Source organism: Amycolatopsis sp. NPDC005232 (assembly GCF_040607795.1).
Taxonomy (GTDB): domain Bacteria; phylum Actinomycetota; class Actinomycetes; order Mycobacteriales; family Pseudonocardiaceae; genus Amycolatopsis.
The window spans coordinates 19,369-41,811 of sequence record NZ_JBEXHL010000030.1 but is presented as its reverse complement, the minus strand read 5'-3'; the positions used below and the strand labels follow the sequence as shown (position 1 = coordinate 41,811).

Below are 22,443 nucleotides of genomic sequence, written 5' to 3'. Positions count from 1 at the left end.
TGATCGGTTCAGCCGGGCCGACCGATCTCCGGCGGTGTCGCACCCGGGGACACCATTGGTTGGCTACCGCCGGGTACGGGTTGACTGGCCGCGGGGTCAGTCCGGCAGTTCGATCGGCGCCAGGTCGTCGAACAGGTCACCAGGACCGGGGTTGGCCGGCGCCGACTCGCCGCCGAAGTGCCGCTGCACGCCCCACACCGCGTTGAGCGCCGTCTGCACCGCGCCTTCGGCCCAGCCCGCGGTCCACGACACGTCGTCGCCGGCGAGGAACAGCCCGCGGTAGCGCTCGGGCAGCGCGTCCTGCTTGAAGTGCGTGAACAACCGGTGCTGGTAGCGGTAGTGGCCGGGCAGGTTCGCCTTGAACGCGCCCATGAAATGCGGTTCCGCTTCCCACGACACGGTCACCGGGTCGCCCACGAGGTGCTTGCGCACGTCGACGCCGGGGTAGATCTCGCGCAGCGACTGCAACATCACCTCCACGCGCTCCGAGACGCTCAGCGGCAGCCACTTCAGGGAATCGTCGGCCCACGTGTAGGAAAGGCAGATCACGGCGGGTTTGCCCGGGTCGTCGCCGAGCAGATAGGTGCCGCGCGGCATCCGGTCGGTCAGCGTCATGCTCATCGTGTCGCGCCCGGTCACGGGGTCGCGGTCGAGCCAGAACGGCCGGTCCACCGGCACGAACACCTTCGACGACTCCATGTAGTGCGTGCGCTCGATGGCCGTCCAGTGGTCGATCGGGAACAGCGCCTCGTCGCATTCGATCTTGGACAGCAGCATCCAGCTCTGCGCGGTGAACACCGCGGCGCGGAAGGTGCGGATGTGCCCGGACGCGTCGGTGACGGTCACGTTGTTCGGCGCCGTGCGGTGCAGCCGCGTGACGCCGGGGCGCGGCCGGCCGTTCTCGTGCAGAGTGGCGAGGCTGGTGCCGGCGGGCCAGTGCGCGAGCGTTTCCGGTGCGTGGTCCCACAACCGCACCGGCAGCTGCCTGCTGCCGCCGGTGATGCTGCGGTGCTCGTCGTCGGCGCCGGTGTAGACGACGCGCAGGATCTCCAGGATCGAGTTGGGGAAGTCGGTGTCCCAGCCGCCCGTGCCGAAACCGACCTGGCCGAAGATCTCGCGGTGGCGGAACGACGCGAACGCGGGCGAATCGCACAGGAAGCCGTAGAAGGTCTGGTTGTCCAGGCGCGGCACGAGCTCGTTCCAGATCCGCTTCACGGTTTTTGCGTCGCGGTCGCGAATCGCGGTCTGCATCTCGGCGAAGGACGCGTGCTCGTCGAGCGTGCGCTGCCACGCCTGGGCGACTTCGCCGAACACCGGCGGCAGATCGTCCTGCGTGCGCGCGTAGTGGCTGTGGCCCTTGAGGTCCACGACCGTGCTCGACGTCGCGGGCGCGAGCGGATTCGGGAACGGTGAGGTCTTCAGGCCCACCTTGTCGATGTAGTGGAACAACGCGGTGGACGCCGGCGGGAAGCGCATCGCGCCCATTTCGGCGACCACGTCGTCGGGCAAGCCGGGGAAACGGTGCGTGCGCAGGCGTCCGCCCAGCTCGGCGATCTCGTACACCACCGGGCGCAGCCCGAGCTTCATGAGTTCGTAGGCCGTGACGACACCGGAGAGCCCGCCGCCGATCACGGCGACCTCGGTGCCGTGGTGCTCCGTCGGCACGGTGCCGAGCCCGGCGGGGTGGGCGAGGTAGTCGTCGTAGGCGAACGGGAAGTCGGGGCCGAACATGGTGATCGGGCGCCCGGCCGGCTCGTCCGTGGGGATCGCGGTCGGGACGGCGGAGGTCATGCCTGGGGTCCTTCTTCGGTCAGGGATCGGTACAACGCGGGCCGGCGATCGGCCAGGTAGGTGTTCTCCGGACGCGCGAGCACGGCCGGGTCGACATCGGCGAAGATCAGCTCGGGTCCTTCGCCGGCTTTCGCCACGGTCTCGTCGGGCGAGGCGACGGTGGAGTGGCCGCAGTAGGACAGCTCGCCCTCGGTGTCACAGCGGTTCGCGTACACGACATACAGCTGGCTTTCGTGCGCCCGGATGGGGACGAGCGCGTCCGCGACCCGCTCGTACGGCCGCATCAAGGCGGTCGGCACGAGCAGCAACTGGGTGCCGGCGAGGGCGTGCGCACGCACCGGCTCGGGAAACTCCACGTCGTAGCAGATGAGCAGTCCCACGCGCAGCCCGCCGAGGTCCGCCTGCACCACCAGGTCCGCGCCAGGGGAGAACTGGCTGTGGTCGATCTCGCCGTAGAGGTGCGTCTTGCGGTAGTTGGCGAGCCGTTCCCCTTGTGCGGACAGCAGTTGCGCCGAGTTGTACACGGCGTCGCCATCGCGTTCAGGGTAGCCGTAGACCAGTGCGACGCTGTGCTCGGCCGCGAGCGCGCCCAGTTTCTGAGCCAGCGCTCCGTCGGCCGGCTCGGCGCGTTCGGCGACCGCGGCGGCGCCGATGGCGTACCCCGTGGTGATCATCTCCGCGGTGACGACGAGCGCGGCTCCGCCTTCGGCCGCGGCAGCGAGCGCGGCGGGCAGCTCCCCGTACGGCCCTTGGTGGACGGCGACGATCATTTCGCCGTCGCCAGCCGCGAACGCCGGATGCCGTAACCGAAGTACAGCACCAGCCCGAGCAGCATCCAGCCGCCGAACACGACCCAGGTGGCGCCGTCGAGGCTGAACATCATGTACGCGCAGCAGAGCACACCCAGGATCGGTGTGACGGGGGAGAACGGTACGCGGAACGTGCGCGCGTCGTCCGGGCGGCGCCGGCGCAGCACGAGCACGGCGATGTTGACCAGCCCGAACGCGAAGAGTGTGCCGATGCTGGTCGCGTCGGCGATCTTGCCCAGCGGTACGAACGCGGCGAGCACGGCGACGAACGCCGACACCACCAGGGTGTTCGTGCGCGGTACGCCGGTCTTCGAGTGCACTGTGGACAGTGACTTGGGGACGAGTCCGTCGCGCGACATGGCGAACAGGATCCGCGTCTGTCCGTAGAGGACGGTCAGTACCACGCTGGAGATCGCCACGATGGCGCCGACGGCGAGCACACCGGCCCAGAACGGGCTGTCCAGCACCGAGGTCAGCACGTGCGACAGGGCCGCCTGCTGGTCGTCGAACCGCTGCCACGGCAGGGCGCCGACCGCCGCGACGGCCACCAGACAGTAGAGGACCGTGACGATGCCGAGCGAGAGCAGGATCGTACGCGGCAGGTCGCGTTGAGGGTTGCGGGCCTCCTCTCCGGCGGTCGACGCGGCGTCGAACCCGATGTAGGAGAAGAACAGCTTCGCGCCACCCGCGCTCATGCCGGCGAGGCCCAGCGGCAGGAACGGCGTGAAGTTCTTGGCCTGCACCGCGGTGAACGCGATGGCGCAGAACAGGACCAGCGTCGCGATCTTCACCACGACCATGATCGCGTTGGCCCGCGCGCTCTCCTTCGCACCCGAAAGCAGCAGCACCATCGCCAGCAGCACCACGACGATCGCGGGCACGTTCACCAGCCCGCCGTCGCCGGGTGGGCCACTGATCGACTCGGGCAGCGTGAATCCGAACGCCAGCCGCAGCAGCTCGTTCACGTACTGGCCCCAGCCGACGGCCACCGACGCCACGGACACGCCGTACTCCAGGATCAGGCACCAGCCGCAGACCCACGCCACCAGCTCGCCGAGCGTGGCGTACGTGTAGGAGTACGACGAGCCCGACAGCGGGATCAGGCCCGCGAGCTCGGCGTAGGACAGCGCGGAGAACAGCGCCGTGACCCCGGCGAGCACGAACGAGAGCACCACGGCGGGCCCTGCCACGGGCACGGCCTCGCCGAGCACCACGAAGATGCCGCTGCCCAGCGTCGCGCCGATGGACAGCATCGTGAGCTGGCCCAGGCCGAGCGACCGTTTCAACGGGCCGTGGCCGGCTTCGGCCACCAGGTCCGCGACCGGTTTGCGGCGCCCCAGCGCAGTGCCGAACCGCACGCGGGTCGGGGTGGACGTCACCTGGCTACTCCTCGTCGTCGCGGCTGCGATGAAGATCGGGTGCGAGCCACGGTATTGAGCGAAGTGTGCCCCGAAAACTGGAAAACGTTGCGCGTTCGGATGAGATCTGGGTGTTTCATTGCACTATCACGGCCGGAAACGGTGATCTGTTCACTCCGCGACGGCGGGCGATGGCTCGGCCGGCTGGGCCGCTTCAGCCGGCTCCGCGGATGCGGCCGGCTCCGCCGGGTCGTCGCTCGCGGGCAGCAGCAGGGTGAACGTCGGCGGGTGCGGGCTCGACAGCCGCAGCCGCCCGCCGTCGGCCTCGGCCAGGCTGCGGGCCAGCCGCAACCCGATGCCGTGCCCCGGCGGCGCGGTGCGGGCCAGGGCGAACGGGTCGGTGTCGCCGAGATCCGGGCCGTCGTCGGCCACGTCGATCGCGAGCGCGCCCCCCGCGTCGCGCGCGACGACGGTGACCGGCCCACGGCCGTGCGTCGTCGCGTTGTCGAGCAGCACCGCGAGCACCTGGCGCACGGCCGCCGCCGAAGCCCGGACGGTGGGCGGGTCCAGGACGTCGACGTGAAGCCCTCGGCCGTTGAGCAGCGGAGCGCCCGCCTCGCGCAGCTCGGCCAGCACCGCGTCGAGGTCGAGCTCGGCGCGTGGCGCCCGGCGTTCGCGGGACAACGCGAGCAGGTCGTCGATCGTGCGCTCGAGCCGGTCGGCCGAGTCGATGCCGGCGCGGATCGCCTCGTACGGGTCGAGCCCGGGCGTCTCCAGCGCGGCCTCCAGCTGCAGCCGCAAGCCGGCGAGTGGCGTACGCAGCTGGTGCGACGCCTCGGCCGAGAACGCGCGTTCGCGATCGAGCGTCTCGCCGATCCGCTCCGCGGTCACGTCCAGCGCCGCGCCGACCCGGTCGATCTCGGTGATGCCCGCGCGGGGGCTGCGAGCCGTGAAGTCACCGTCGCCGAGCCGGGTCGCGGCGGACGACAGCTCCTCCAGTGGGCTCGACAGCCGGGCCGCGATGCGCCGCGCGATGAGCCAGCTCGCGGCCACGGCGGCGACGCCGAACCCGATCATCCCGAGCCAGGTCAGGCCGACGCGGCGCAGGAGCACGGTGTGCGGCATCGCCGCCCGGACCACGCCCGCGAGCCGCGCGCCGTCCATCACCGGCACCGCCAGCACGTCCTCGCCGCCGACCTGTCCGGACGCCACGTCGACGTCCGCCCCGGACACCTGGTGCACCACCGCGTCGGCGGTCTCCGGGCCCGCGCCGGAGACCAGCTGTCCCCGCGGGTCGTAGATCCCGACGGTCGCGCTGCCCTGCACCGGCTGGCTTGGCACGCGCCCGGCGGCGAGCGCGTCGGACACCTCCAGCGCCGTGCCGTCGGCGGCGCGTTCGAGCTCGGAGCCGGTGTCCTCACGGAAGTACCACAGTGCCGCGACGGCCAGCGGCAGCCCGAACAGCACGGTGGCGACCACGGCGGCGAGCACCGTGAGCGTCACGATCCGGCGGCGCACGCTCAGGCCTCTTCCAGGCGGTAGCCGTGCCCGCGCAGGGTGGCGATCCGGGGCACGTCGGCCGGCTCGGGCGCGGCGTCCGCGAGCTTGCGCCGCAAGGCCGCGATGTGGACGTCGAGCGTCTTGGTGGAGCCGTGCGCGTTCGCGTCCCAGACGTCGGCCATCAGCCGCTCCCGGCTCACCGCCACGCCTGGTTGCTCGGCGAGGCGCGCCAGCAGGTCGAACTCCCGCGCCCGCAGGTCCACCTCCCGCCCGCCGACGACCGCGCGCCGGCTCGCCGCGTCGACCACGAGCGAGCCGACGGTGACCACCGGCACCGCGGGGTTCGCGGGCGCGCCGCGACGCAGGTGGGCGCGCACGCGGGCGAGCAGCTCGCCGAGGCGGATGGGTTTGGTGAGGTAGTCGTCGGCACCCGCGTCGAGGCCCACGACCACGTCCATCTCGTCGGTCCGCGCGGTGAGGATCACGACGACGGCACCCGGCATGCTCGTGCGCAGGCGGCGGCACACGTCCACGCCGTCGAGGTCGGGCAGACCCAGGTCGAGCAGCACGAGCTCGGCCCCGGCCTCGTTCAGGGCGCTGCGGCCGTCGCGGCACCAGCGCACCTCGTGGCCGTGGCGCGCGAGCGACGACTCCAGGACGCCGCCGATCGTCACGTCGTCCTCCACCACCAGCACCTTGGCCACGGGAGCAGCCTAACCAACACCCTGGCGGGGGCGTGCCGGGAAATCCGCGGAACCCGGTTAGGTCTACAAAGGACGGTTCTCAGCGCCTCGGGCGCGCGGTGCTTTCGCGCAACACGACCTCGGCGTTGACCCGGACCGTGCGCGCTCGCGCGCCGGAACCCTTGAGCGCGAGGTCCATCGCGCGTTCGCCCAGCTGTTCCAGGGGAAGTGCGACCGTGGTGAGCGCCGGCGTGAGGTCGCGGACCACCGGGATGTCGTCGAAGCCCGCGACGGAGATCTCGCCCGGCACGGCGACGCCGGCCTCGCGCAACGCGGCCAGCGCACCGATCGCCATCAGGTCTGTGACCGCGAACACGCACGTCGGGCGCTTGCGCTTCGGCCGCTCCAAAAGCCGCTTCGCCGCTTCGTAGCCGCCGTCGCGGGTGAAGGCGGTCTCGAAAACGTCTTCGTCGGACAGCTTGACGCCCTGGGCGGCGAGCTCTTCGGCGAACCCGTCGAGCCGGTCGCACACCGTCGTGAGCCGTGTCGGCCCGGCCAGCACGGCGAACCGCTTGTGGCCCAGCCCGACGAGCGCCTTCGCCAGCGCAGCCGCGCCGCCGCGGTTGTCGGGCTGCACGGTGTCCACTTTGAGCCCGCGGTGCCGGCTGACGGCGGCGACCTGGCCGCCGCCACGGCGGTACGGGTCGAGCTCCGCGGCCATCGCGCGTTCCCACGAGCGGTCCTCGAACGCGGACCCGATCAGCACGATCGCCGACGCCCGCTGCGCCCGCAGTGCCGAGACATACGCCACTTCGCGGTCGGCGTCGCGGAAAGTATCGGCGAGCATCACGAGCAGGCCGTTGCCGTTGGCCACCTTCATGACCCCGCCGGCGACCGCGGAGAAGTACGGATCGGACACATCGTGACAGATCACCCCGACCGTCCGATGTGTCCCTCCGGCGAGTGCCTGGGCGTGTGCGTTCGGTGCGTACGCGAGCTCAGCCGCGGCCGACATCACGCGATCGCGCAGGTCCGTGCGGACGGATGCGGTGCCGTTGAGCACCCGCGAAGCCGTGGCGAGTGACACGTCGGCGCTTTGTGCCACGTCCGCCAGGGTCACGTGCGGCCCGGACTTCATCGCTCCTCCATGGTGGTTCCTCGGGCATAGTGGCCCCATGCTCGGTCTGTACCCGGAAATCGAACCCTACGACCACGGGATGCTGCCGGTGGGCGATGGCAACGTAATCTACTGGGAGGAGTGCGGGAACCCCGCGGGCAAGCCGGTGGCGTTCCTGCACGGCGGTCCCGGTGGCGGCGCGTCGGCGCGGCACCGGCGGCTGTTCGACCCCGAGCGGTACCGGATCCTGCTGTTCGACCAGCGCGGTTGTGGCCGCAGCACACCCCACGGCAGCACGGCCGAGGCGGACCTGTCGGTGAATACCACCTGGCATCTGGTCGCCGATATGGAGCTCCTGCGCGAAGACCGCGGCATCGGCCGGTGGCAGCTGTTCGGGGGCTCTTGGGGCAGCGTGCTTGCCCTCGCGTACGCCGAGCAGTACCCGCACCGCGTCAGCGAGCTCGTGTTGCGCGGAGTCGCGACGCTGCGGGTGAAAGAGATCCAGTGGCTTTTCGGCGGTGGCGCCGCGTGCTTGTTCCCGGAGGCGTGGTCGCGGTTCCTCGCGCCCGTGCCGTACGCGCGCCGCAGCGACAACCTCCTTGAGGTGTATCACGAGCTGCTGCACCACCCGGACCCCGAAGTCCACGGACCGGCGGCGATCGCGTGGAGCCGGTGGGAGGGCGAGACGGTGAAGTTCACGCCGCAGGAGGAAGTGGTGTCGGCGTTCACCGAACCGGAGTTCGCGCTCGCCATCGCGCGCATCGAGAACCACTACTTCCGCCACGGCGGCTGGCTGGCCGAGGACCAGCTCATTCGCGAAGCCGGGAAGCTCACGGGCATCCCGTGCGTTCTCGTGCAGGGAAGGTATGACGTGGTCACTCCCGCGACCACGGCGTGGGAGCTGGCGCAGGTCCTGCCCGGCGCGGAGCTGAAGATGATCTCCGACGCCGGTCACGCCTTCGACGAGCCCCGGACCCTGCACGAGCTGATCAGCACGACCGACCGGTTCGCGGCAGGCTGGGACGACCGCGAGATCGACGAGCCGAGAGGAAACACACGGATGCTTTTTGGTGACGAGCACGTCCGCCGCTACGAGGAGACCGACGGCGAGGTCGGCCACGAGTGGCAGCCCGGCGTGCCGACACTGGTCCTGACGACCAAGGGCCGCAAGTCCGGTGAGGACCGCAAGTTCGCGCTCATCTACCAGGAGGTGGACGGCAACCCCGTCATCGTCGCCTCCAAGGGCGGCGCGCCGAAGCACCCCGGCTGGTACCTCAACCTGGAGGCCAACCCGGAGGCAGGCGTGCAGGTGCTGGCCGACAAGTTCACCGCCCGGGCCCGCACGGTCTCCGGCGAGGAGCGCGCCCGGCTGTGGGACAAGCTCGCCGCGGTGTGGCCGGACTACAACGAGTACGCGAAGAAGACCGACCGCGAGATCCCCGTGGTGGTCCTCGAGCGGGTGTGATCCGCGCCGCGTCCGGGACCCGGGGTCACCGAGCCGGGTGGTCTTCGGCTACGAATGACGCTCATGGCCCTGCGAAACCGGTCGCGCGACCGCTGGACCCCGCTCGTGAACGAGGGGGAGCTGCTCACCTTCCGTCAGATGGAGGCCTACGGCCGGCGCTTCGCCCGCGCCGGCCGTGGTGCCTGGTACAGCTTCGCGATCGAGGTGGTCTGGCAGTTCCTCGTGCTGTTCAGCCGCTTCCGCGTGCGGGGCGCGCACCACATCCCGGCCTCGGGCGGGGTGCTGGTGGCGTCGAACCACCTGTCGTTCGCCGACCCGACCACGCTCACGGCGTTCTGCCTCGCCGCCGGCCGCGTGCCGCGGTACCTGGCCAAGTCGAGCCTGTGGGACCTGCCGGTGGTCGGCTCGGTGATGCGGTCCGGGCAGCACATTCCGGTGTACCGCGGCGCGCCGACGGCGGCGGGCGCGTACCGCGACGCCGTGAAGGCGGTGGAAGCCGGCGAGTGCGTGACGATCTTCCCGGAGGCCACGTTCTCGGCCGACCCCGGCGGCTGGCCGATGAAGGGCAAGACAGGCGTCGCGCGGATCGCGCTGGAGACCGGCGTGCCGGTGGTGCCCGTCGCGAACTGGGGCACGCACCACCTCCTGCCCGCCGGGGCCTGGTTCCCGCACGGGATCCCGCGCAAGACCGTCGAGCTCGTGGCGGGCCCGCCGGTGGACCTTTCGGATCTCCGCAACGGCGCGCCGACCCGCGAGGTGCTCGAAGAAGCGACCGCCCGGATCATGCGCGCGGTGACGGATCTGCTGGCCGGGATCCGCGGCGAAGAGCCCCCCGGCGACCGTCCGTGAGGCGAGCACCGTCACCCCGCCCCGCCAGCCGGTTCGGGGTAATTTGGAGGGTATGAGTGCACACTATGACGTCGTGGTCCTGGGGGCCGGTGTCGGCGGCTACGTGGCCGCCATTCGCGCCACGCAGCTCGGTCTGAGCGCGGCGGTCGTCGAGGAGAAGTACTGGGGCGGAGTCTGCCTCAACGTCGGCTGCATCCCGTCGAAGGCGCTGCTGCGCAACGCCGAGCTGGCGCACACGGTGAAGGAAGAAGCCGCCACCTACGGCATCTCCTCCGACAGCGAGATCCGCTTCGACTACGCGGCCGCCTACGAGCGCAGCCGCAAGGTCGCGGACGGCCGCGTCAAGGGCGTGCACTTCCTGATGAAGAAGAACAAGATCACGGAGTACGACGGCCACGGCACGTTCGTCGACGACCACACCCTCGAGGTCAACGGCGAGCGGATCACCTTCGACCACTGCGTCATCGCGACCGGCGCCACGGCGCGTCTGCTGCCCGGGACTTCCCGCAGTGACCGAGTGGTCACCTACGAACAGCAGATCCTCGAGAGCGAGGTGCCCGAGAGCATCGTCATCGCGGGCGCCGGCGCGATCGGCGTGGAGTTCGCGTACGTGCTGCGCAACTACGGCGTGGACGTGACCATCGTCGAGTTCCTCGACCGGATGGTGCCGCTCGAGGACGCCGAGGTGTCGGCGGAGCTGGCCAAGCGCTACCGCAAGCTCGGCATCAAGGTGCTGACCGGCACCAAAGTCGAGGCCATCGAGGACCCCGGCGTCTCCGGCGCCAAGGTCCGGGTCACGGTGTCGAAGGACGGCAAGCAGGACGTGCTCGAGGCCGACAAGGTCCTGCAGGCCATCGGCTTCGCGCCCAACGTGAAGGGCTACGGCTTGGAGAACACCGGCGTCGAGCTCACCGAGCGCGGCGCCATCGCGGTGGACGGCCGCGGCCGCACCAACGTGGCCCACCTGTTCGCCATCGGCGACGTGACGGCGAAGCTGATGCTGGCGCACGCGTCGGAGTCCATGGGCATCGTCGCGGCCGAAACGATCGCCGGCGCGGAGACCATGGAGCTCGACTTCGTGATGATCCCGCGCGCGACCTACTGCCAGCCGCAGATCGCCAGCTTCGGCTGGACCGAGGCCCAGGCCCGCGACAAGGGCTACGACGTGCAGGTCGCGAAGTTCCCCTTCACGGCCAACGGCAAGGCCCATGGCCTCGGCGACGCCGGCGGCTTCGTCAAGATCCTCAGTGACGCCAAGTACGGCGAGCTGCTCGGCGCGCACCTCATCGGCCCGGACGTGACCGAGCTGCTGCCCGAGCTCACGCTGGCTCAGCAGTGGGACCTGACCGTGCACGAGGTCGCCCGCAACGTCCACGCCCACCCGACCCTGGGCGAGGCGGTGAAGGAAGCGATCCACGGCCTGGCCGGGCACATGATCAACTTCTGAGGTCTTCCCGCCACGACGCCGGATCGTCCACTGCGGACGGTCCGGCGTCGTTGTCCGTCGGTTCATCACCCGTCTGCCTGGAGGCGGTCCACGAGCGGGGGACGGGCCGCTACGCTGACCACCGCGTCCACGGAGTGGACACATCGGACGATTCAAACTTTTGTCGGTGTACTGCGCGGTGGTGACTCTCTAGATTCTTCTGACTACCGCCGGTGGGGCGGGCGAAGCAGGGAGAGAGAGTCGATGCGGAGATTCAGCCGGGCCGCCACTCGGTCGGTGCCGTTGGCGGTGGGGGTCGTGTTGCTGGGCGCCGGCGTGGCGAGTGCGCAGCCGTCCGCGGCCGACGTCGTCGCGCAGCGCACCGAGGCCGGCATCAGCGCGTTGCAGGGCATCAAGAAGTCGCTGACGCCTTCGGAGCGCAAGCAGGACAGCCGGCTGGTGATCGAGAAGCGCCTGCGTGCCGACCACGTGCTCGCCGCGCTGCTGCCCGACTACCGCACCGGCCTGCCGGTGGCGAAGACCGGTGCGGTCTCCGTCGACATCACAGGCATCACCGGCACCACCGGGACCGCCGTGGCCAAGGCCGTGCGTGCGGCCGGCGGCACCGTCCGCTACGCCTCGCCGGATGGCGCGGTGCGCGCGGACCTGCCGCTCGCCGCCGTGGACAAGATCGCGGCGCGCGGTGACGTGGCCGCCGTCGCGCCGGCCGCGCAGGCGATGACGTGGCGTGAGCAGGACCCGCGCCGTGAGCTGGTGGCCCAGGCGGTGACGCAGGTGTCCGAAGGCGACAAGGCCCACGGCGCCGACACCGCCCGCGCGCAGTACGGCGTGACCGGCTCCGGCATCAAGGTCTGCGTGCTGTCCGACGGCGTCAACTCCCTGTCGAAGTCGCAGGCCGCGGGTGAGCTGCCGGCCGTCGACGTGCTGGCGGGCCAGGCCGGCAGCGGCGACGAGGGCACGGCGATGCTCGAGATCGTCCACGACCTCGCGCCCGGCGCCACTCTCGGTTTCGCCACGGCGTTCACCAGCGAAGCGAGCTTCGCCGCCAACATCCGAGGCCTGCGCACCACCGGCCACTGCACCGTGATCGTCGACGACGTCGCCTACTTCGACGAGTCGCCGTTCCAGGACACGCAGGTCGCGCAGGCCGTCAACGAAGTGACCGCCGCGGGCACGCTGTACTTCTCCTCCGCCGGCAACTCCGGCAACCTCACCGACGGCACCAGCGGCTACTACGAGGGTGACTTCCGCGCCTCGGCCTCCACGTTGCCGGGCATCAGCGGCACGCCGCACGACTTCGACCCGGGCTCGGCGGTGCAGACCTCCGACCCGCTGTCGGCGGGTTCGCTCGGCAAGCCCGTCACGCTGTTCTGGTCGGACCCGTGGGGCAAATCCGGCAACGACTACGACCTGTTCATCCTCAACGCGTCGGGCAGCGTCGTGTCCTCCAGCGACAACCCGCAGACCGGCTCGCAGAACCCGTACGAGATCGCCTCGGTGCCGACCACGGGCTCGGGTTACCGCGTGGCCGTGGTGAAGTACAGCGGCGCCGACCGGTTCCTCGCGCTCAACGTGATCCGCGGCCGGTTCGGGGACTCGGGCTCGCTCAAGGCGTTCAGCACGGCGGGCGTCACCTCGGGCCACTCGGCCGCGGCCGACGCGTTCAGCGTGGCGGCGGCCCCGGCGGCGACGGCGTTCGGCCGTCCACTCGAGACGGGCGACCCGGCGAACCCGGCCGGCCCGTACCCGGGCCAGTTCACCGCGGCGAGCAAGTGGGAACGCTTCTCCTCCGACGGTGAGCGCCACGTGTTCTTCAACCCCGACGGCACCGAGCTCACCCCTGGCAACGTCTCCTCGACGGGCGGCGCCACGCGCGCCAAGCCGGACATCACCGCGGCCGACGGCGTCGCCACGTCCGTGGCCGGCTTCCAGCCGTTCTACGGCACGTCCGCGGCGGCCCCGCACGCGGCCGCCATCGCGGCGCTGCTGCTGTCGGGCAAGCCCACCGCGACACCCGCGGAGATCCGCTCGGCCCTGGTGTCGAGCGCGATCGACCTGGGCGCGCCCGGGTACGACGCCGTGACGGGCGCCGGCGTGATCATGGCGGGCCCGGCGCTGGACGCGCTGGGCGTGCCGCAGAGCTAGGTGCGGTTCCGGCGGCCCCGGGTTGATCGGGGCCGCCGGCTCACCTGCTCGTGATCAGCAGGTGGAAGGCGCGGGTGCCCTCGCCGACGCGTTGGTGGCGGTCCAGGCGCAGGCCCGCCTCGCCCAGCGCCGTCTCGACGTCGGCGACCGGGCGCAGCCGGAAGCCGTGTTCGGTGAACGGCATGGCTTTCATGGCTTCCGGGTCGCCGATGCCGAGCACGAACCGGCCACCCGGCGTGAGCACGCGGGCGACCTCGGCGAACCCCAGGTCGAGGTCGTCGATGAAGTACACCGTGTTCAGCGTGATCGCGGCGGCCATCGACGCGTCTTCCAGCGGCAGCGCGGTCATCGTGCCACGGTGCAGGCGCAACCGGCCGGCGGCGATGTTGGCGGGGAACGCGGCGCGGGCCTTGGCGATCATCGTGTCGGAGATGTCGACGCCGTGCACCGTGCCGCCCGCCGCGGCGCGCAGCAGCAGGTCGAGGCCCAGGCCACCGCCGAAGCCGATGTCGAGCGCGGTCTCCCCGGGTTTCAGGTCGAGTGCTTCGACGGCCGCCGTCACGTTGCCGCGATTGGCGCGGTTCAGCAGCCGCCCGACGGCTCGGCCAGGCAGCCCGCTGGGGTTGCCGAGCTGCCGCGCCAGCCCGGCGAGCAGAGTGTCTCGTGGTCCCATTTCCGCAAGTCTGCCCTCGTGACGGCCGCGAGTCCACGACGTGGATTGTGGTGGCCCGGATGGTGTGGCAGCGTGCTGGCCTGCTGTGTGCTGGGCGGCGAAGCCGAGGAGGGGTGGGATGACGACGAAGACCGCGGTGGTCACCGGAGCGGGTTCGGGCATCGGCCGGCGGGCGGCGCGGGCGTTACTGGGCGCCGGCTACCAGGTCGCGCTGGCCGGGCGCCGGGCCGAAGCGCTGGCGGAGACGGCGGACGGTGCCGAGGGGGCGCTGGTCGTGCCTACGGACGTCGCGTCGCCCGAGGCCGTCGCGGCGTTGTTCGCGGCGGTGCGCGAGCGGTGGGGCCGCCTGGATCTGCTGGTGAACAACGCCGGGGTGTCGGCGGGCGGGACCGTCGCGGACCTGTCCGTGGAACGCTGGCGCCGGACGGTCGACACGAACCTCACCGGGATGTTCCTGTGTGCGCAGCAGGCCGTGCTCCTGATGAAGGACCAGGAACCCATGGGCGGGCGGATCATCAACAACGGCTCGATCTCCGCGCACGCGCCGCGTCCCGCGAGCGTCGCCTACACCGCCACGAAGCACGCCGTCACGGGCTTGACCAAGTCGATCTCCCTCGACGGCCGCGCCTGGAACGTCGCGTGTGGACAGATCGACATCGGCAACGCCGCCACGGAGATGACCGAGCGCATGTCCGGCGGTATCCCGCAGGCCGACGGCCGCGTGCTCGCCGAGCCCACCTTCGAAGCGAGCCACGTGGCCGACGCGGTGCTGTACATGGCGGGGCTGCCGCTCGACGCGAATGTCCAGTTCCTGACCATCACGGCCACGACCATGCCGTTCATCGGGAGGGGCTGACCCTTCCGTACCGCCGGAGTTACCCGTTCGGGCAAGGATCTTCGAGTGGTCTGATCCACACTGCGGTGCTGGTGTCCCGGGACCACGCTGGGCGTGCGATCACGAGAAGGGACCCGCTCGATGAAGCACCGCACGTTGCGTAGGTCGGCCGTCGTACCGCTGGCGATCGCCACGGTGACATTCGGTTCGGTCGCTTTCGGTTCGGCGACCGCGTGGGCCGACCCGCCCTCGGCCCTGCCGGCCGGCGCGCCCGCCGCCGACGCCAAGTGGCAGCCCGCGCTCGACTTCGACAAGGACGGTTGTTACAACACCCCGGCCATCGGCCCCGACGGCACGCTCAACCCGGGCCTCGACCTCGGCGGCGCCGTGAACGGAAACTGCCACGACAAGTCCGATCTGGCCAACACCAACGTCTACTCCAGGTCCAAGTGCAACAACGGCTGGTGCGCCTACTTGTACGGGTATTACTTCGAGAAGGACCAGGTCTCCGACGGCCCCGTGTCGGCCGGCCACAAGCACGACTGGGAGCACATCGTCGTGTGGGTGCAGGACGACCAGGCGAAGTACATTTCCGTTTCCCAGCACCAGGGTTACGAGACGAAGTCCGCGTCGGAGGTCCCGTTCCAGGACAGCCACCCGAAGGCCGTGTACCACAAGGACAGCGTCACGACCCACGACTTCCGCTTCCCCCAGGCCGGCAACGGTGACGAGCCACCCGAGAACGACGAGGGCGTCTGGCAGGTCAAGGGCCTCGTGGGCTGGGACAACTACCCCTCGGGCATCCGCGACAAGCTCACCTCCGCCGACTTCGGCGACGCGACGTTCAAGCTGACGGACGACCGCTTCAACGGCACGTTGGCGACGGCGAAACCGGCTGAGGTGGGGTTGGATCCCAACGCCTGATGTGGGTCAGGGAATGATCTTGTCGCGCCGGAACTCGTCGAACAGCCGGTAGAACATCTGCTCGGTGTCCACATAGGAGTGAAAGCCCGCGCGGCGTGATTTCGACGTGTCGGCGAACATGTCGTAGTCCCAGGAGAACACGAAGTCGCCGAAGGGCCAGGCGGACACGTCGCGGTAGGCCGGCTTGAGGCCGTGCTCGGCGGACATCCGGGACCACAGCGGTTCCTTGTCCGCCATCACGGTCGCGAGCGACATGGGCAGCGGCGGCGCCGTGTCGAGCTCGAAGTACGCGGCGAGCTTCGGCCACAGCTCGTTCCAGCGGAAGAGGTCGCCGTTGGCGATGTTGAAGGCCTCGTTGCGGGTGGAGGTCGCGGCCCAGACCGTGGCTTCCGCCAGGAGGCCGGCGTCGGTCATCTCCAGGAGGCTGTCGTAGGCGCCGGGCTTGCCGGGGAACCGCAGCGGCAGCCCGAGTTCCTTCGAGATCGACGCGTACACGGCGATCACGAGCGCGAGGTTCATCGGGTTGCCGAGTGTGGTGCCGCCGACGACCGACGGCCGGATCGCCGACCAGCTGGGGGCCCGGCGCTCCAGCAGCTCCTGCTGGTCCACGTTGAACTCCGGCGGCATGTGCCCGGCGTCCGACTCCCGCGCGGGCGTCTTGAACGGCCCGAGGTGGGCGCCGTAGACCTTGTAGCCCTGCATGAGGCTCACGTGCTCCAGCGCACTTCCCTCGAGTCCGTCGACGAGGTTCTCCAGCATCGCGACGTTCGGCGCGACGAGCTCCGCCCACGTCGGCCGGTCCTGGTAGGCGGCGTAGAACAGGTGCGTCGCGTCGCGGTGGTCCGCGAGCTTGGCGCGGGTGTCGGCGGCGTCGAGCAGATCGACGGCGAGCGCGCCGGGCCCGCCGCGCCGTGAGAGGCCGACGACGTCCCAGCCGCCGAGGCCGCGCAGGTGGTCGGTCAGCGTGCGGCCGATGATCCCGTTGGCGCCGGCGACCAGGGCTTTGCGTGGGGTGCTCATGCCTTCGATCCTGCGACCGGGCTGTGCATAAGTCCAAGGCATAGTTCTTTGGTCAGCGATAAACTGCGGTCATGACGAGCCTGCGGCAGCTGGAGTACCTCGTGACGGTGGTCGACACCGGCTCGTTCACGCGCGCGGCCGAGCAGCTGCACGTGACGCAACCCGCGCTGTCGCACCAGATCCGGGCGCTGGAGCAGCACGTCGGCGGGCCGTTGCTCGAACGGCTGCCGCGCTCGGTGCGCCTCACCCCGATGGGCCGCGCGATGCTCCCGCACGCCCGCGCCGCCCTCGCCGACGCCGAACGTGCTCGTTGCGCCGCTCGGCAAGCGTCCGGGCTGATGGCGGGGGAGCTGCTGGTCGCCACGGTCTACTCCGTCAGCCTCGGCGTGCTGCCCGCCGCGCTGCGGGTGTGGCGGCGCGACCATCCCGCCGTCGACGTGCGGTTGTTCGAATTCCGCCACGCCGACGAGCTCCGCGAAGCCATGACCGCCGGCGAAGCCGACGTCGCGATCGGCCCGGAGCCCGCGGGCTGGGAAGGGCCGGTGCGTTCGCTGGGCGTGGAGGAGTTCGTGGTCGTCCTCCCGGCCGATGCGGCCACCGAGGGCGACGGCGGCAGCGTCGACCTGGCCACCCTCGCCGACTGCGCCTGGGTGCATTACGCCCCCGGCCACGGCCTGGCCGAGATCCTCGACGCCGCCTGCGCCGACGCCGGGTTCCGTCCGCGCCCGGCCGTGCGCACCGAGCAGACGGCCACCGCCCCCATCCTCGCGGCGGCCGGCCTGGGCCCGGCGCTGGTGCCCGCCAACGTGCTGCCGCCGAATTTCGAAGGCCGGGTGCTGCGCCCGTCGAAGCCGGTGCGCCGCGTGCTCACGGCCTACAGCCGCCCCGGGCCGGATCCGTTGACCAGTGGTTTCGTCGAGATCCTCGCGCGGCACGCGAAGGTGTGAACGTCAGATAGAGCCCGACGAGCACGGGAACGCTGAGGCTGTGCCGTTCCTGGCGTCGGCTGGCGTTGGCCCGGCGCTTCTGTCGGGCGCGGTGCGGTGGCCGAGTTTCGAGGGGCGTGTGCCACCTGCGCGCTGGTTTGTCGAGGTTCTCGCGCGGCACGCGAAACGGTGATCAGACGGAAAGCCTGGCCAGGTCGATACCCGAGAACGCCGCTGCCGTCACGTCGTGCAAGCGGGGCGACCACACGGCGTGCCCGTGGCCCGTCCACAAAGGAGCCACCGGGAGGTCGCGCAGCAGCTGATTCTCGGCGACCCGGTACAGCTGCCCGGCTTCCGCGGCGGTGGACGCGGACTCCGCGGCCGCGAGGTCCTGCTCGAAGCCGGCGTCCGAGTAGCCCGAAGCGGAAGCCAGGGCCGACAGCAAGTCCGCCGGACTGGCGGAGGCGAGATTCAGGTCCACAGTAGACGGACCGTCCGTTTGCCCGTCCGGCCGTTGGGCGGCGGTCACCGGAACCCCCAGCGCCGTGGTCAGGCCCGCGGCGAGTGGGCGCGTCCACTGGCCCGCGCCGGGGTCGAAGTAGACCGTGGTGGGGCCGGTGAAGCCGGACTGGCCGAGCAGTGACTTGGCGGCGGCGGCGTCGAAGGAGCAGGGGCGGCAGGTGCCGGTGCGTTCGCCGGGGGCGTCGGCGGGTGGCAGGAGGGCGTGGGCGAGGTCGACCTGGTGCGCGAGGGGACCGGCCTCCAGCGCTGAGCGGTCGACAGCGAGGGCGAAGGCGTGGCGCACGGCGGCGTCGGCGAAGCGGGGGTCGGCGGTGGGGAAGACGAGGTAGCCGGCCTCGGGCAGGGGCCAGGTGGTGTGGCGGTCGGCGAAGTCGGTGTGCATGGCTTCGTGGCGTTCGCCGGGGACGGAGGTGACGAGGTCGAGTGAACCGTCGCGCACGGCGTCGTACTGCTCCACCGGGTCGCCCACGCGCAGGTCGACCTCGGTCGCCAGCTCGCCGGCCGGGGCGACGCGCAGGAGCGTGCCGCCGGTGCCGGGGGCCCAGCCGTCGGCGAGGCGGAAGGGGCCGTCGCCGACGGGGTGGCGGGCGAAGCCGTTCCAGTCGTGCGAAGCGAGCACGGAGGCGGGCATCGGCACGAGCCCCGGCGCCGAGAGCCACGCCGGCACCTGGCTGCTCGGACGGTCGAGCACGAGCCGGATCGTCGCCGCGTCGGGGGCCGTGATCTGTTTGGCCCGCAACGACTTCGTCAGCACCGGCGTGACCTCCCAGTTCTCGCCGGCGATGGCCCGCCAAGTGTCTACATAGGACTGTGCGGTGACCGGGCTGCCGTCGTGGAACTTCATGCCCGGGCGCAGCTTCACGGTCCACGTCACGCGGTCGGTGCTCGTGATCGACGCGGCGGCGCGAGGGGTGAGCTTGCCCGTGGCCGGGTCGTAGTCGGCGAGTGGCGTCCAGAGCGCGCCCGTGACGAAGCGCCCGGCCTGGTCGTCGACGTCGGCGGGCAGCAGCGTGCCCGGCTCCTGCAGGCCGGCCGTGACGACGCCCGGGCGCGCGGGCTCGTCGGACGAACAGCCGGCGAGCGCGGACAACGCCGCCACTGCGGCGGCGAGCAGGGCGGGCAGGCGCATGCTGTCTTAATACCAGTTGGAAAGGGACGAAAGGCGGTTGTGTCCGGTTGGTCACCGTCTTAGAGTGCAACGGTCACGCTGGGCGTTCTGGGAGGTTCGTGTGCGCCGCTGGTGGGTTCGATCTTGCTTGGCCTTGACCACTGTCGCCGCGACGCTCATCGCGACCGAGCTGCCCGCGGCCGCGTGCGGGGAGGACGACAAGCCTGCGGTTCAGGCCAAACACACCGCCGGTGATCCGGGCGCGGTCAAGGGTGTGCGCGCCGTCGGCAACGTGCCCGACGCGGCGGGCGCGATCTCCGCCAACTTCCTGTCCTACGGCCACCGCGATGTGATGGTGGTGTCCGGTGAGTTCGGCCTCAAGGTCTACGACCTCACGCGCAACCCTGCCGCGCCGAAGGCAATCGGGCAGCTCAGCCTGCCCGGCCTGTGGGAGACCGAGGACACGGAGGTCGACGCGCAGCGCAAGCTGGTGTTCCTCTCGCGCGACCCGCGCGCGTTCGAAGGCAACACGCACACCGGCGAGTCCGGCATCTACGTCGTGGACGTCTCGCGCCCGGAGAAGCCCACGATCCTCAGCTACGTGCGCGTGCCCGCCGGCCACACCACCAGCTGCGTCGACGGCTGCCGCTACCTGTGGACCGGCGGCCCCGCGAAGGCCGACGACCAGCCGGCCGACTGGGGCGGGCGCCCGATCTGGGTCACCGACGTGCGCAACCCGCGCCACCCTGTCGTGCACCCCGACCCCATCGAACTCGCCCGCAACGACGGCCAGACCGACTACGTGCACGACGTCCAGGTCGACTCCGCGGGCGTCGCGTGGGTGTCGGGCCGCGGCGGCGTCCGCGGCTACTGGACCAGCGGCCAGCACCGCGACCCCGTCCGCGGCGGCGTGCACCGCGCCACGGCTCTGGAGCCCATCCCGTACGCCGGCGGCGGCGTCGACGAGACCGCCGCACCGTCGAAGTTCCTGCACAACAGCTTCCACCCGGTCGGCCCCCGTGACGCCGGCGCGTGGCGCGGCCACGACCTCGTGTACGCCACCGAGGAGAACTTCCTGGACGGCTGCGCCGGCGACGGCGTGCTCACCATCTCGTCCCTGGCCGGTTCGTACCACGGCGAAGGCTGGCGTTCGACCTCATCGGACCCCTTCCGCCTGCAGAGCATCGGCACCTGGAGCGTCGCGGGCCAGGAAGGCAGCGACCCCGCCTCCGACGACTGCTCCGCCCACTACTTCGACCTGCGCGACCACGTGCTCGTCCAGTCCTTCTACTCCCAGGGCACGCGCTTCCTCGACGTCAGCGACCCGACCAACCCACGCCAGATCGCCTACTTCCGCCCGGCGGACGCCAGCTCGTGGGCGCCGTATTGGCATGACGGGTATGTGTATGTGGCGGACAACGTGCGTGGGGTGGATGTTCTGAAGCTGACTGCCTAAGCCCTGGTCGCGGCGCGGGGCCGCCCGAACACCTTTGAGCGGCCCCGCACCCGCGCGGTCCGAGGTTCAGCGCACCTGGTCCGCCGGCACCGTGAACTGTCCCCGGCCGTCGTCGTCCTGGACCCCGTAGCTCAGTTCGACGACCGCGGTGGCGCCGCCGTGGGGATCCTGTTCGCGCCGCAGCACTTCGCAGTCAAGGTCGAACGGCATGGGCAGCGGAGTGCTCGAATCCCAGTTCTCCGCGGTCAGGACGGGCACCTTCTCCGTGATCAGGACGACGGTGCCGTCCGCCTCGGCGAACCGCAATTCCACGAAGCCGGGGAACTCTTCGTCCACCCATCGGGTCACCGTTGCCTTGAGCTTTGCCACGAGACGGAGTCTGCCAGCCGTGCGGCTACGTGGAAGCAGCCGGATCAATGCCGCGTGGGCCGGTAGATCAGTTCCTGCGTGTGGCCGTCCAAGGTGCGGCTTTCGAGGAGCTCCAGGTCGAAGTCCTCGGCCCCCTCGAAGATGCGCGCGGCGCCCGTTGAATACAGTTCGATCATGGAGCCAGTGGCGCGCGGCCGGGTCATTCTCCTCAACGGCCCGTCGAGCTCCGGGAAGTCGAGCATCGGGCAGGCACTACTGGCCGTCCTGCCCGATCCCTGGTTCCACGTCCCCGTCGACGGGATCAGCGGGATGCGGTCGACGCGCTACACCCGTGAGCTCGACGACGCCGGAGTCCAGGAGATGCTGCGACGAACCCGGCGGGGTTACCACCGCGCCGTCGCGGCCCTCACGTCCACGGGGAACGACGTGGTCATGGACTACCTGCTCAGCGAGCCGTGGCGCCTCGACGACCTCCTCGTCGTCCTCGACGGCTACGACGTCACCCTGGTCGACGTCCACTGCGCACCGGAGGAGCTCGCCCGGCGGGAGCGCTCGCGCGGCGACCGGCCGCAAGGTCTTGCCGCTTCGCAGACGCTGATCTACTCCCACCGGGACAACGACCTCGTCGTGGACACCACTCACCGCACGGCGGCTGACTGCGCCCGCGAGATCGCCGGCCGCCTCGATGCGATCGGGCGGCCGAAAGCGTTCGAACGCCTCCGCGCCGCCCGCGCACGAACAAGCTGATCGCCTGAGTCCGCTCATCAATGCCGCGTGGGCCGGTAGATCAGTTCCTGCGTGTGGCCGTCCAAGGTGCGGCTTTCGAGGAGCTCCAGGTCGAAGTCCTCGGCCCCCTCGAAGATGCGCGCGGCGCCCGTTCGGCCGGTGAGCACGGGGAAGACCGTCAGCTGCACGCGGTCGACCAGGCCGGCGGCCATCAGGGCGCGGTTCATGGCCAGGCTGCCGTGCGAGCGCAGCGGTGCGTCGGACTCCTTCTTGAGGCGCGCGATGACGTCGACGGCGTCGCCGCTGAGGACCGTCGCGTCCGGCCAGTCGAAGGGGCCGCGCAGGGTGCTGGACACGACGGTGGTCGGCAGCTTCCGCATCAGGGCGACCCAGGGGTCGAGGTTCTCCGCGCCGAACTGGGCGAACATCTCCACGTTGTCCGTGAACGTGGTCTTCCCGAACACCATCCGCTGCCCGTCGCCGTACATCTCGAGGCGGCGCGCGAGCAGCTCGGGGCCCTGCTTGCCCCAGTAGCCGCCCCAGTCGCCGGTGTGGGAGCCGTAGCCGTCGAGGCTGGAGAAGACGTCGAAGGTGTAGGTGGCGGTCATGGTGTGCTCCTTGGGTGAGGTTCGGGGCCGGGCGGCCCCTCACCCTGCCTACGAACCCGCTCGACCCCAATCGACACCATCGCTCGAAAAATTTCTGAGCGGCTGCCCGGCG

General features: G+C 70.9%; 20 protein-coding genes and 1 pseudogene. 9 read left to right on the top strand and 12 right to left on the bottom strand.

Annotation, left to right across the window (positions count from 1 at the left end; genetic code table 11):
- Nucleotides 1–96: 96 nt before the first annotated feature.
- From ABZU76_RS38945 to ABZU76_RS38920, 6 genes are all read right to left on the bottom strand, one after another.
- Nucleotides 97–1,791 carry an NAD(P)/FAD-dependent oxidoreductase gene (locus tag ABZU76_RS38945; protein WP_354879367.1) on the bottom strand — a complete coding sequence of 565 codons (1,695 nt, stop codon included), beginning with the start codon at nt 1,789–1,791 and terminating at the stop codon, nt 97–99.
- On the bottom strand, nt 1,788–2,561 hold the full coding sequence (locus ABZU76_RS38940) for a carbon-nitrogen hydrolase family protein (protein ID WP_354879364.1): 774 nt from the start codon (nt 2,559–2,561) through the stop codon (nt 1,788–1,790). The genes ABZU76_RS38945 and ABZU76_RS38940 overlap by 4 nt, the downstream gene beginning before the upstream one ends.
- Nucleotides 2,558–3,979, bottom strand: a complete 1,422-nt coding sequence (locus ABZU76_RS38935) for an amino acid permease (RefSeq protein ID WP_354879361.1) — start codon at nt 3,977–3,979, stop codon at nt 2,558–2,560. Before ABZU76_RS38935 ends, ABZU76_RS38940 begins: the two co-directional genes overlap by 4 nt.
- Nucleotides 3,980–4,129: 150 nt before the next feature.
- Complete coding sequence (locus ABZU76_RS38930; protein WP_354879358.1) at nt 4,130–5,476, bottom strand: HAMP domain-containing sensor histidine kinase; 1,347 nt, start codon at nt 5,474–5,476, stop codon at nt 4,130–4,132.
- Nucleotides 5,477–5,478: 2 nt separating this feature from the next.
- Nucleotides 5,479–6,162 carry a response regulator transcription factor gene (locus ABZU76_RS38925; protein ID WP_266118135.1) on the bottom strand — a complete coding sequence of 228 codons (684 nt, stop codon included), beginning with the start codon at nt 6,160–6,162 and terminating at the stop codon, nt 5,479–5,481.
- A 79-nt stretch (nt 6,163–6,241) separates the two neighbouring features.
- Nucleotides 6,242–7,279: a LacI family DNA-binding transcriptional regulator gene (locus tag ABZU76_RS38920; RefSeq protein ID WP_354879355.1), complete on the bottom strand. Its 1,038-nt coding sequence runs from the start codon at nt 7,277–7,279 to the stop codon at nt 6,242–6,244.
- 37 nt (nt 7,280–7,316) lie between these two features.
- Here ABZU76_RS38920 and pip point away from each other — a divergent pair, with 37 nt between their 5' ends.
- From pip to ABZU76_RS38900, 4 genes are all read left to right on the top strand, one after another.
- On the top strand, nt 7,317–8,723 hold the full coding sequence (pip, locus tag ABZU76_RS38915) for a prolyl aminopeptidase (protein ID WP_354879352.1): 1,407 nt from the start codon (nt 7,317–7,319) through the stop codon (nt 8,721–8,723).
- Between the two features lie 63 nt (nt 8,724–8,786).
- Nucleotides 8,787–9,572: a lysophospholipid acyltransferase family protein gene (locus ABZU76_RS38910; protein WP_354879349.1), complete on the top strand. Its 786-nt coding sequence runs from the start codon at nt 8,787–8,789 to the stop codon at nt 9,570–9,572.
- A gap of 52 nt (nt 9,573–9,624) precedes the next feature.
- Nucleotides 9,625–11,019 (top strand): dihydrolipoyl dehydrogenase, encoded by a 1,395-nt coding sequence (lpdA, locus tag ABZU76_RS38905; RefSeq protein ID WP_354879346.1) that lies wholly within the window; start codon nt 9,625–9,627, stop codon nt 11,017–11,019.
- Nucleotides 11,020–11,262: 243 nt separating this feature from the next.
- Entirely contained in the window at nt 11,263–13,164 is a 1,902-nt protein-coding gene (locus tag ABZU76_RS38900; RefSeq protein ID WP_354879343.1) for a S8 family serine peptidase, read from the top strand.
- 40 nt (nt 13,165–13,204) lie between these two features.
- Here ABZU76_RS38900 and ABZU76_RS38895 read toward each other — a convergent pair whose 3' ends face one another.
- Nucleotides 13,205–13,837 (bottom strand): class I SAM-dependent methyltransferase, encoded by a 633-nt coding sequence (locus tag ABZU76_RS38895; protein ID WP_354879340.1) that lies wholly within the window; start codon nt 13,835–13,837, stop codon nt 13,205–13,207.
- Nucleotides 13,838–13,955: 118 nt separating this feature from the next.
- Here ABZU76_RS38895 and ABZU76_RS38890 point away from each other — a divergent pair, with 118 nt between their 5' ends.
- Both ABZU76_RS38890 and ABZU76_RS38885 read left to right on the top strand, forming a co-directional pair.
- Nucleotides 13,956–14,693 carry an SDR family oxidoreductase gene (locus tag ABZU76_RS38890; RefSeq protein ID WP_354879337.1) on the top strand — a complete coding sequence of 246 codons (738 nt, stop codon included), beginning with the start codon at nt 13,956–13,958 and terminating at the stop codon, nt 14,691–14,693.
- A gap of 120 nt (nt 14,694–14,813) precedes the next feature.
- Nucleotides 14,814–15,596 carry an NPP1 family protein gene (locus ABZU76_RS38885; protein WP_354879334.1) on the top strand — a complete coding sequence of 261 codons (783 nt, stop codon included), beginning with the start codon at nt 14,814–14,816 and terminating at the stop codon, nt 15,594–15,596.
- 6 nt (nt 15,597–15,602) lie between these two features.
- Here the strand turns inward: ABZU76_RS38885 and ABZU76_RS38880 are convergent, their stop codons facing one another.
- On the bottom strand, nt 15,603–16,616 hold the full coding sequence (locus ABZU76_RS38880; protein ID WP_354879331.1) for an SDR family oxidoreductase: 1,014 nt from the start codon (nt 16,614–16,616) through the stop codon (nt 15,603–15,605).
- 71 nt (nt 16,617–16,687) lie between these two features.
- Here ABZU76_RS38880 and ABZU76_RS38875 point away from each other — a divergent pair, with 71 nt between their 5' ends.
- On the top strand, nt 16,688–17,563 hold the full coding sequence (locus ABZU76_RS38875) for a LysR family transcriptional regulator (RefSeq protein WP_354879328.1): 876 nt from the start codon (nt 16,688–16,690) through the stop codon (nt 17,561–17,563).
- Between the two features lie 172 nt (nt 17,564–17,735).
- On the opposite strand, the gene ABZU76_RS38870 is transcribed toward ABZU76_RS38875, so the two are convergent.
- The gene (locus tag ABZU76_RS38870; RefSeq protein ID WP_354879325.1) at nt 17,736–19,193 is read right to left on the bottom strand and encodes an ABC transporter substrate-binding protein; all 1,458 of its coding nucleotides are present in this window, start codon (nt 19,191–19,193) and stop codon (nt 17,736–17,738) included.
- Nucleotides 19,194–19,326: 133 nt separating this feature from the next.
- On the opposite strand from ABZU76_RS38870, the gene ABZU76_RS38865 reads away from it, so the two are divergent.
- On the top strand, nt 19,327–20,628 hold the full coding sequence (locus tag ABZU76_RS38865) for a hypothetical protein (protein WP_354879322.1): 1,302 nt from the start codon (nt 19,327–19,329) through the stop codon (nt 20,626–20,628).
- 66 nt (nt 20,629–20,694) lie between these two features.
- Here ABZU76_RS38865 and ABZU76_RS38860 read toward each other — a convergent pair whose 3' ends face one another.
- A complete protein-coding gene (locus ABZU76_RS38860; protein ID WP_354879319.1) occupies nt 20,695–20,997 on the bottom strand; it encodes a hypothetical protein in 303 nt (100 codons plus the stop codon).
- Between the two features lie 44 nt (nt 20,998–21,041).
- A pseudogene (locus ABZU76_RS38855) lies at nt 21,042–21,155 on the bottom strand (deaminase); the annotation flags it as partial.
- Nucleotides 21,156–21,171: 16 nt separating this feature from the next.
- Between ABZU76_RS38855 and ABZU76_RS38850 the strand changes: the two are divergent.
- Nucleotides 21,172–21,744: an AAA family ATPase gene (locus ABZU76_RS38850; RefSeq protein ID WP_354879316.1), complete on the top strand. Its 573-nt coding sequence runs from the start codon at nt 21,172–21,174 to the stop codon at nt 21,742–21,744.
- Between the two features lie 17 nt (nt 21,745–21,761).
- On the opposite strand, the gene ABZU76_RS38845 is transcribed toward ABZU76_RS38850, so the two are convergent.
- On the bottom strand, nt 21,762–22,331 hold the full coding sequence (locus tag ABZU76_RS38845) for a dihydrofolate reductase family protein (RefSeq protein ID WP_354879313.1): 570 nt from the start codon (nt 22,329–22,331) through the stop codon (nt 21,762–21,764).
- Between the last annotated feature and the right edge of the window lie 112 nt (nt 22,332–22,443).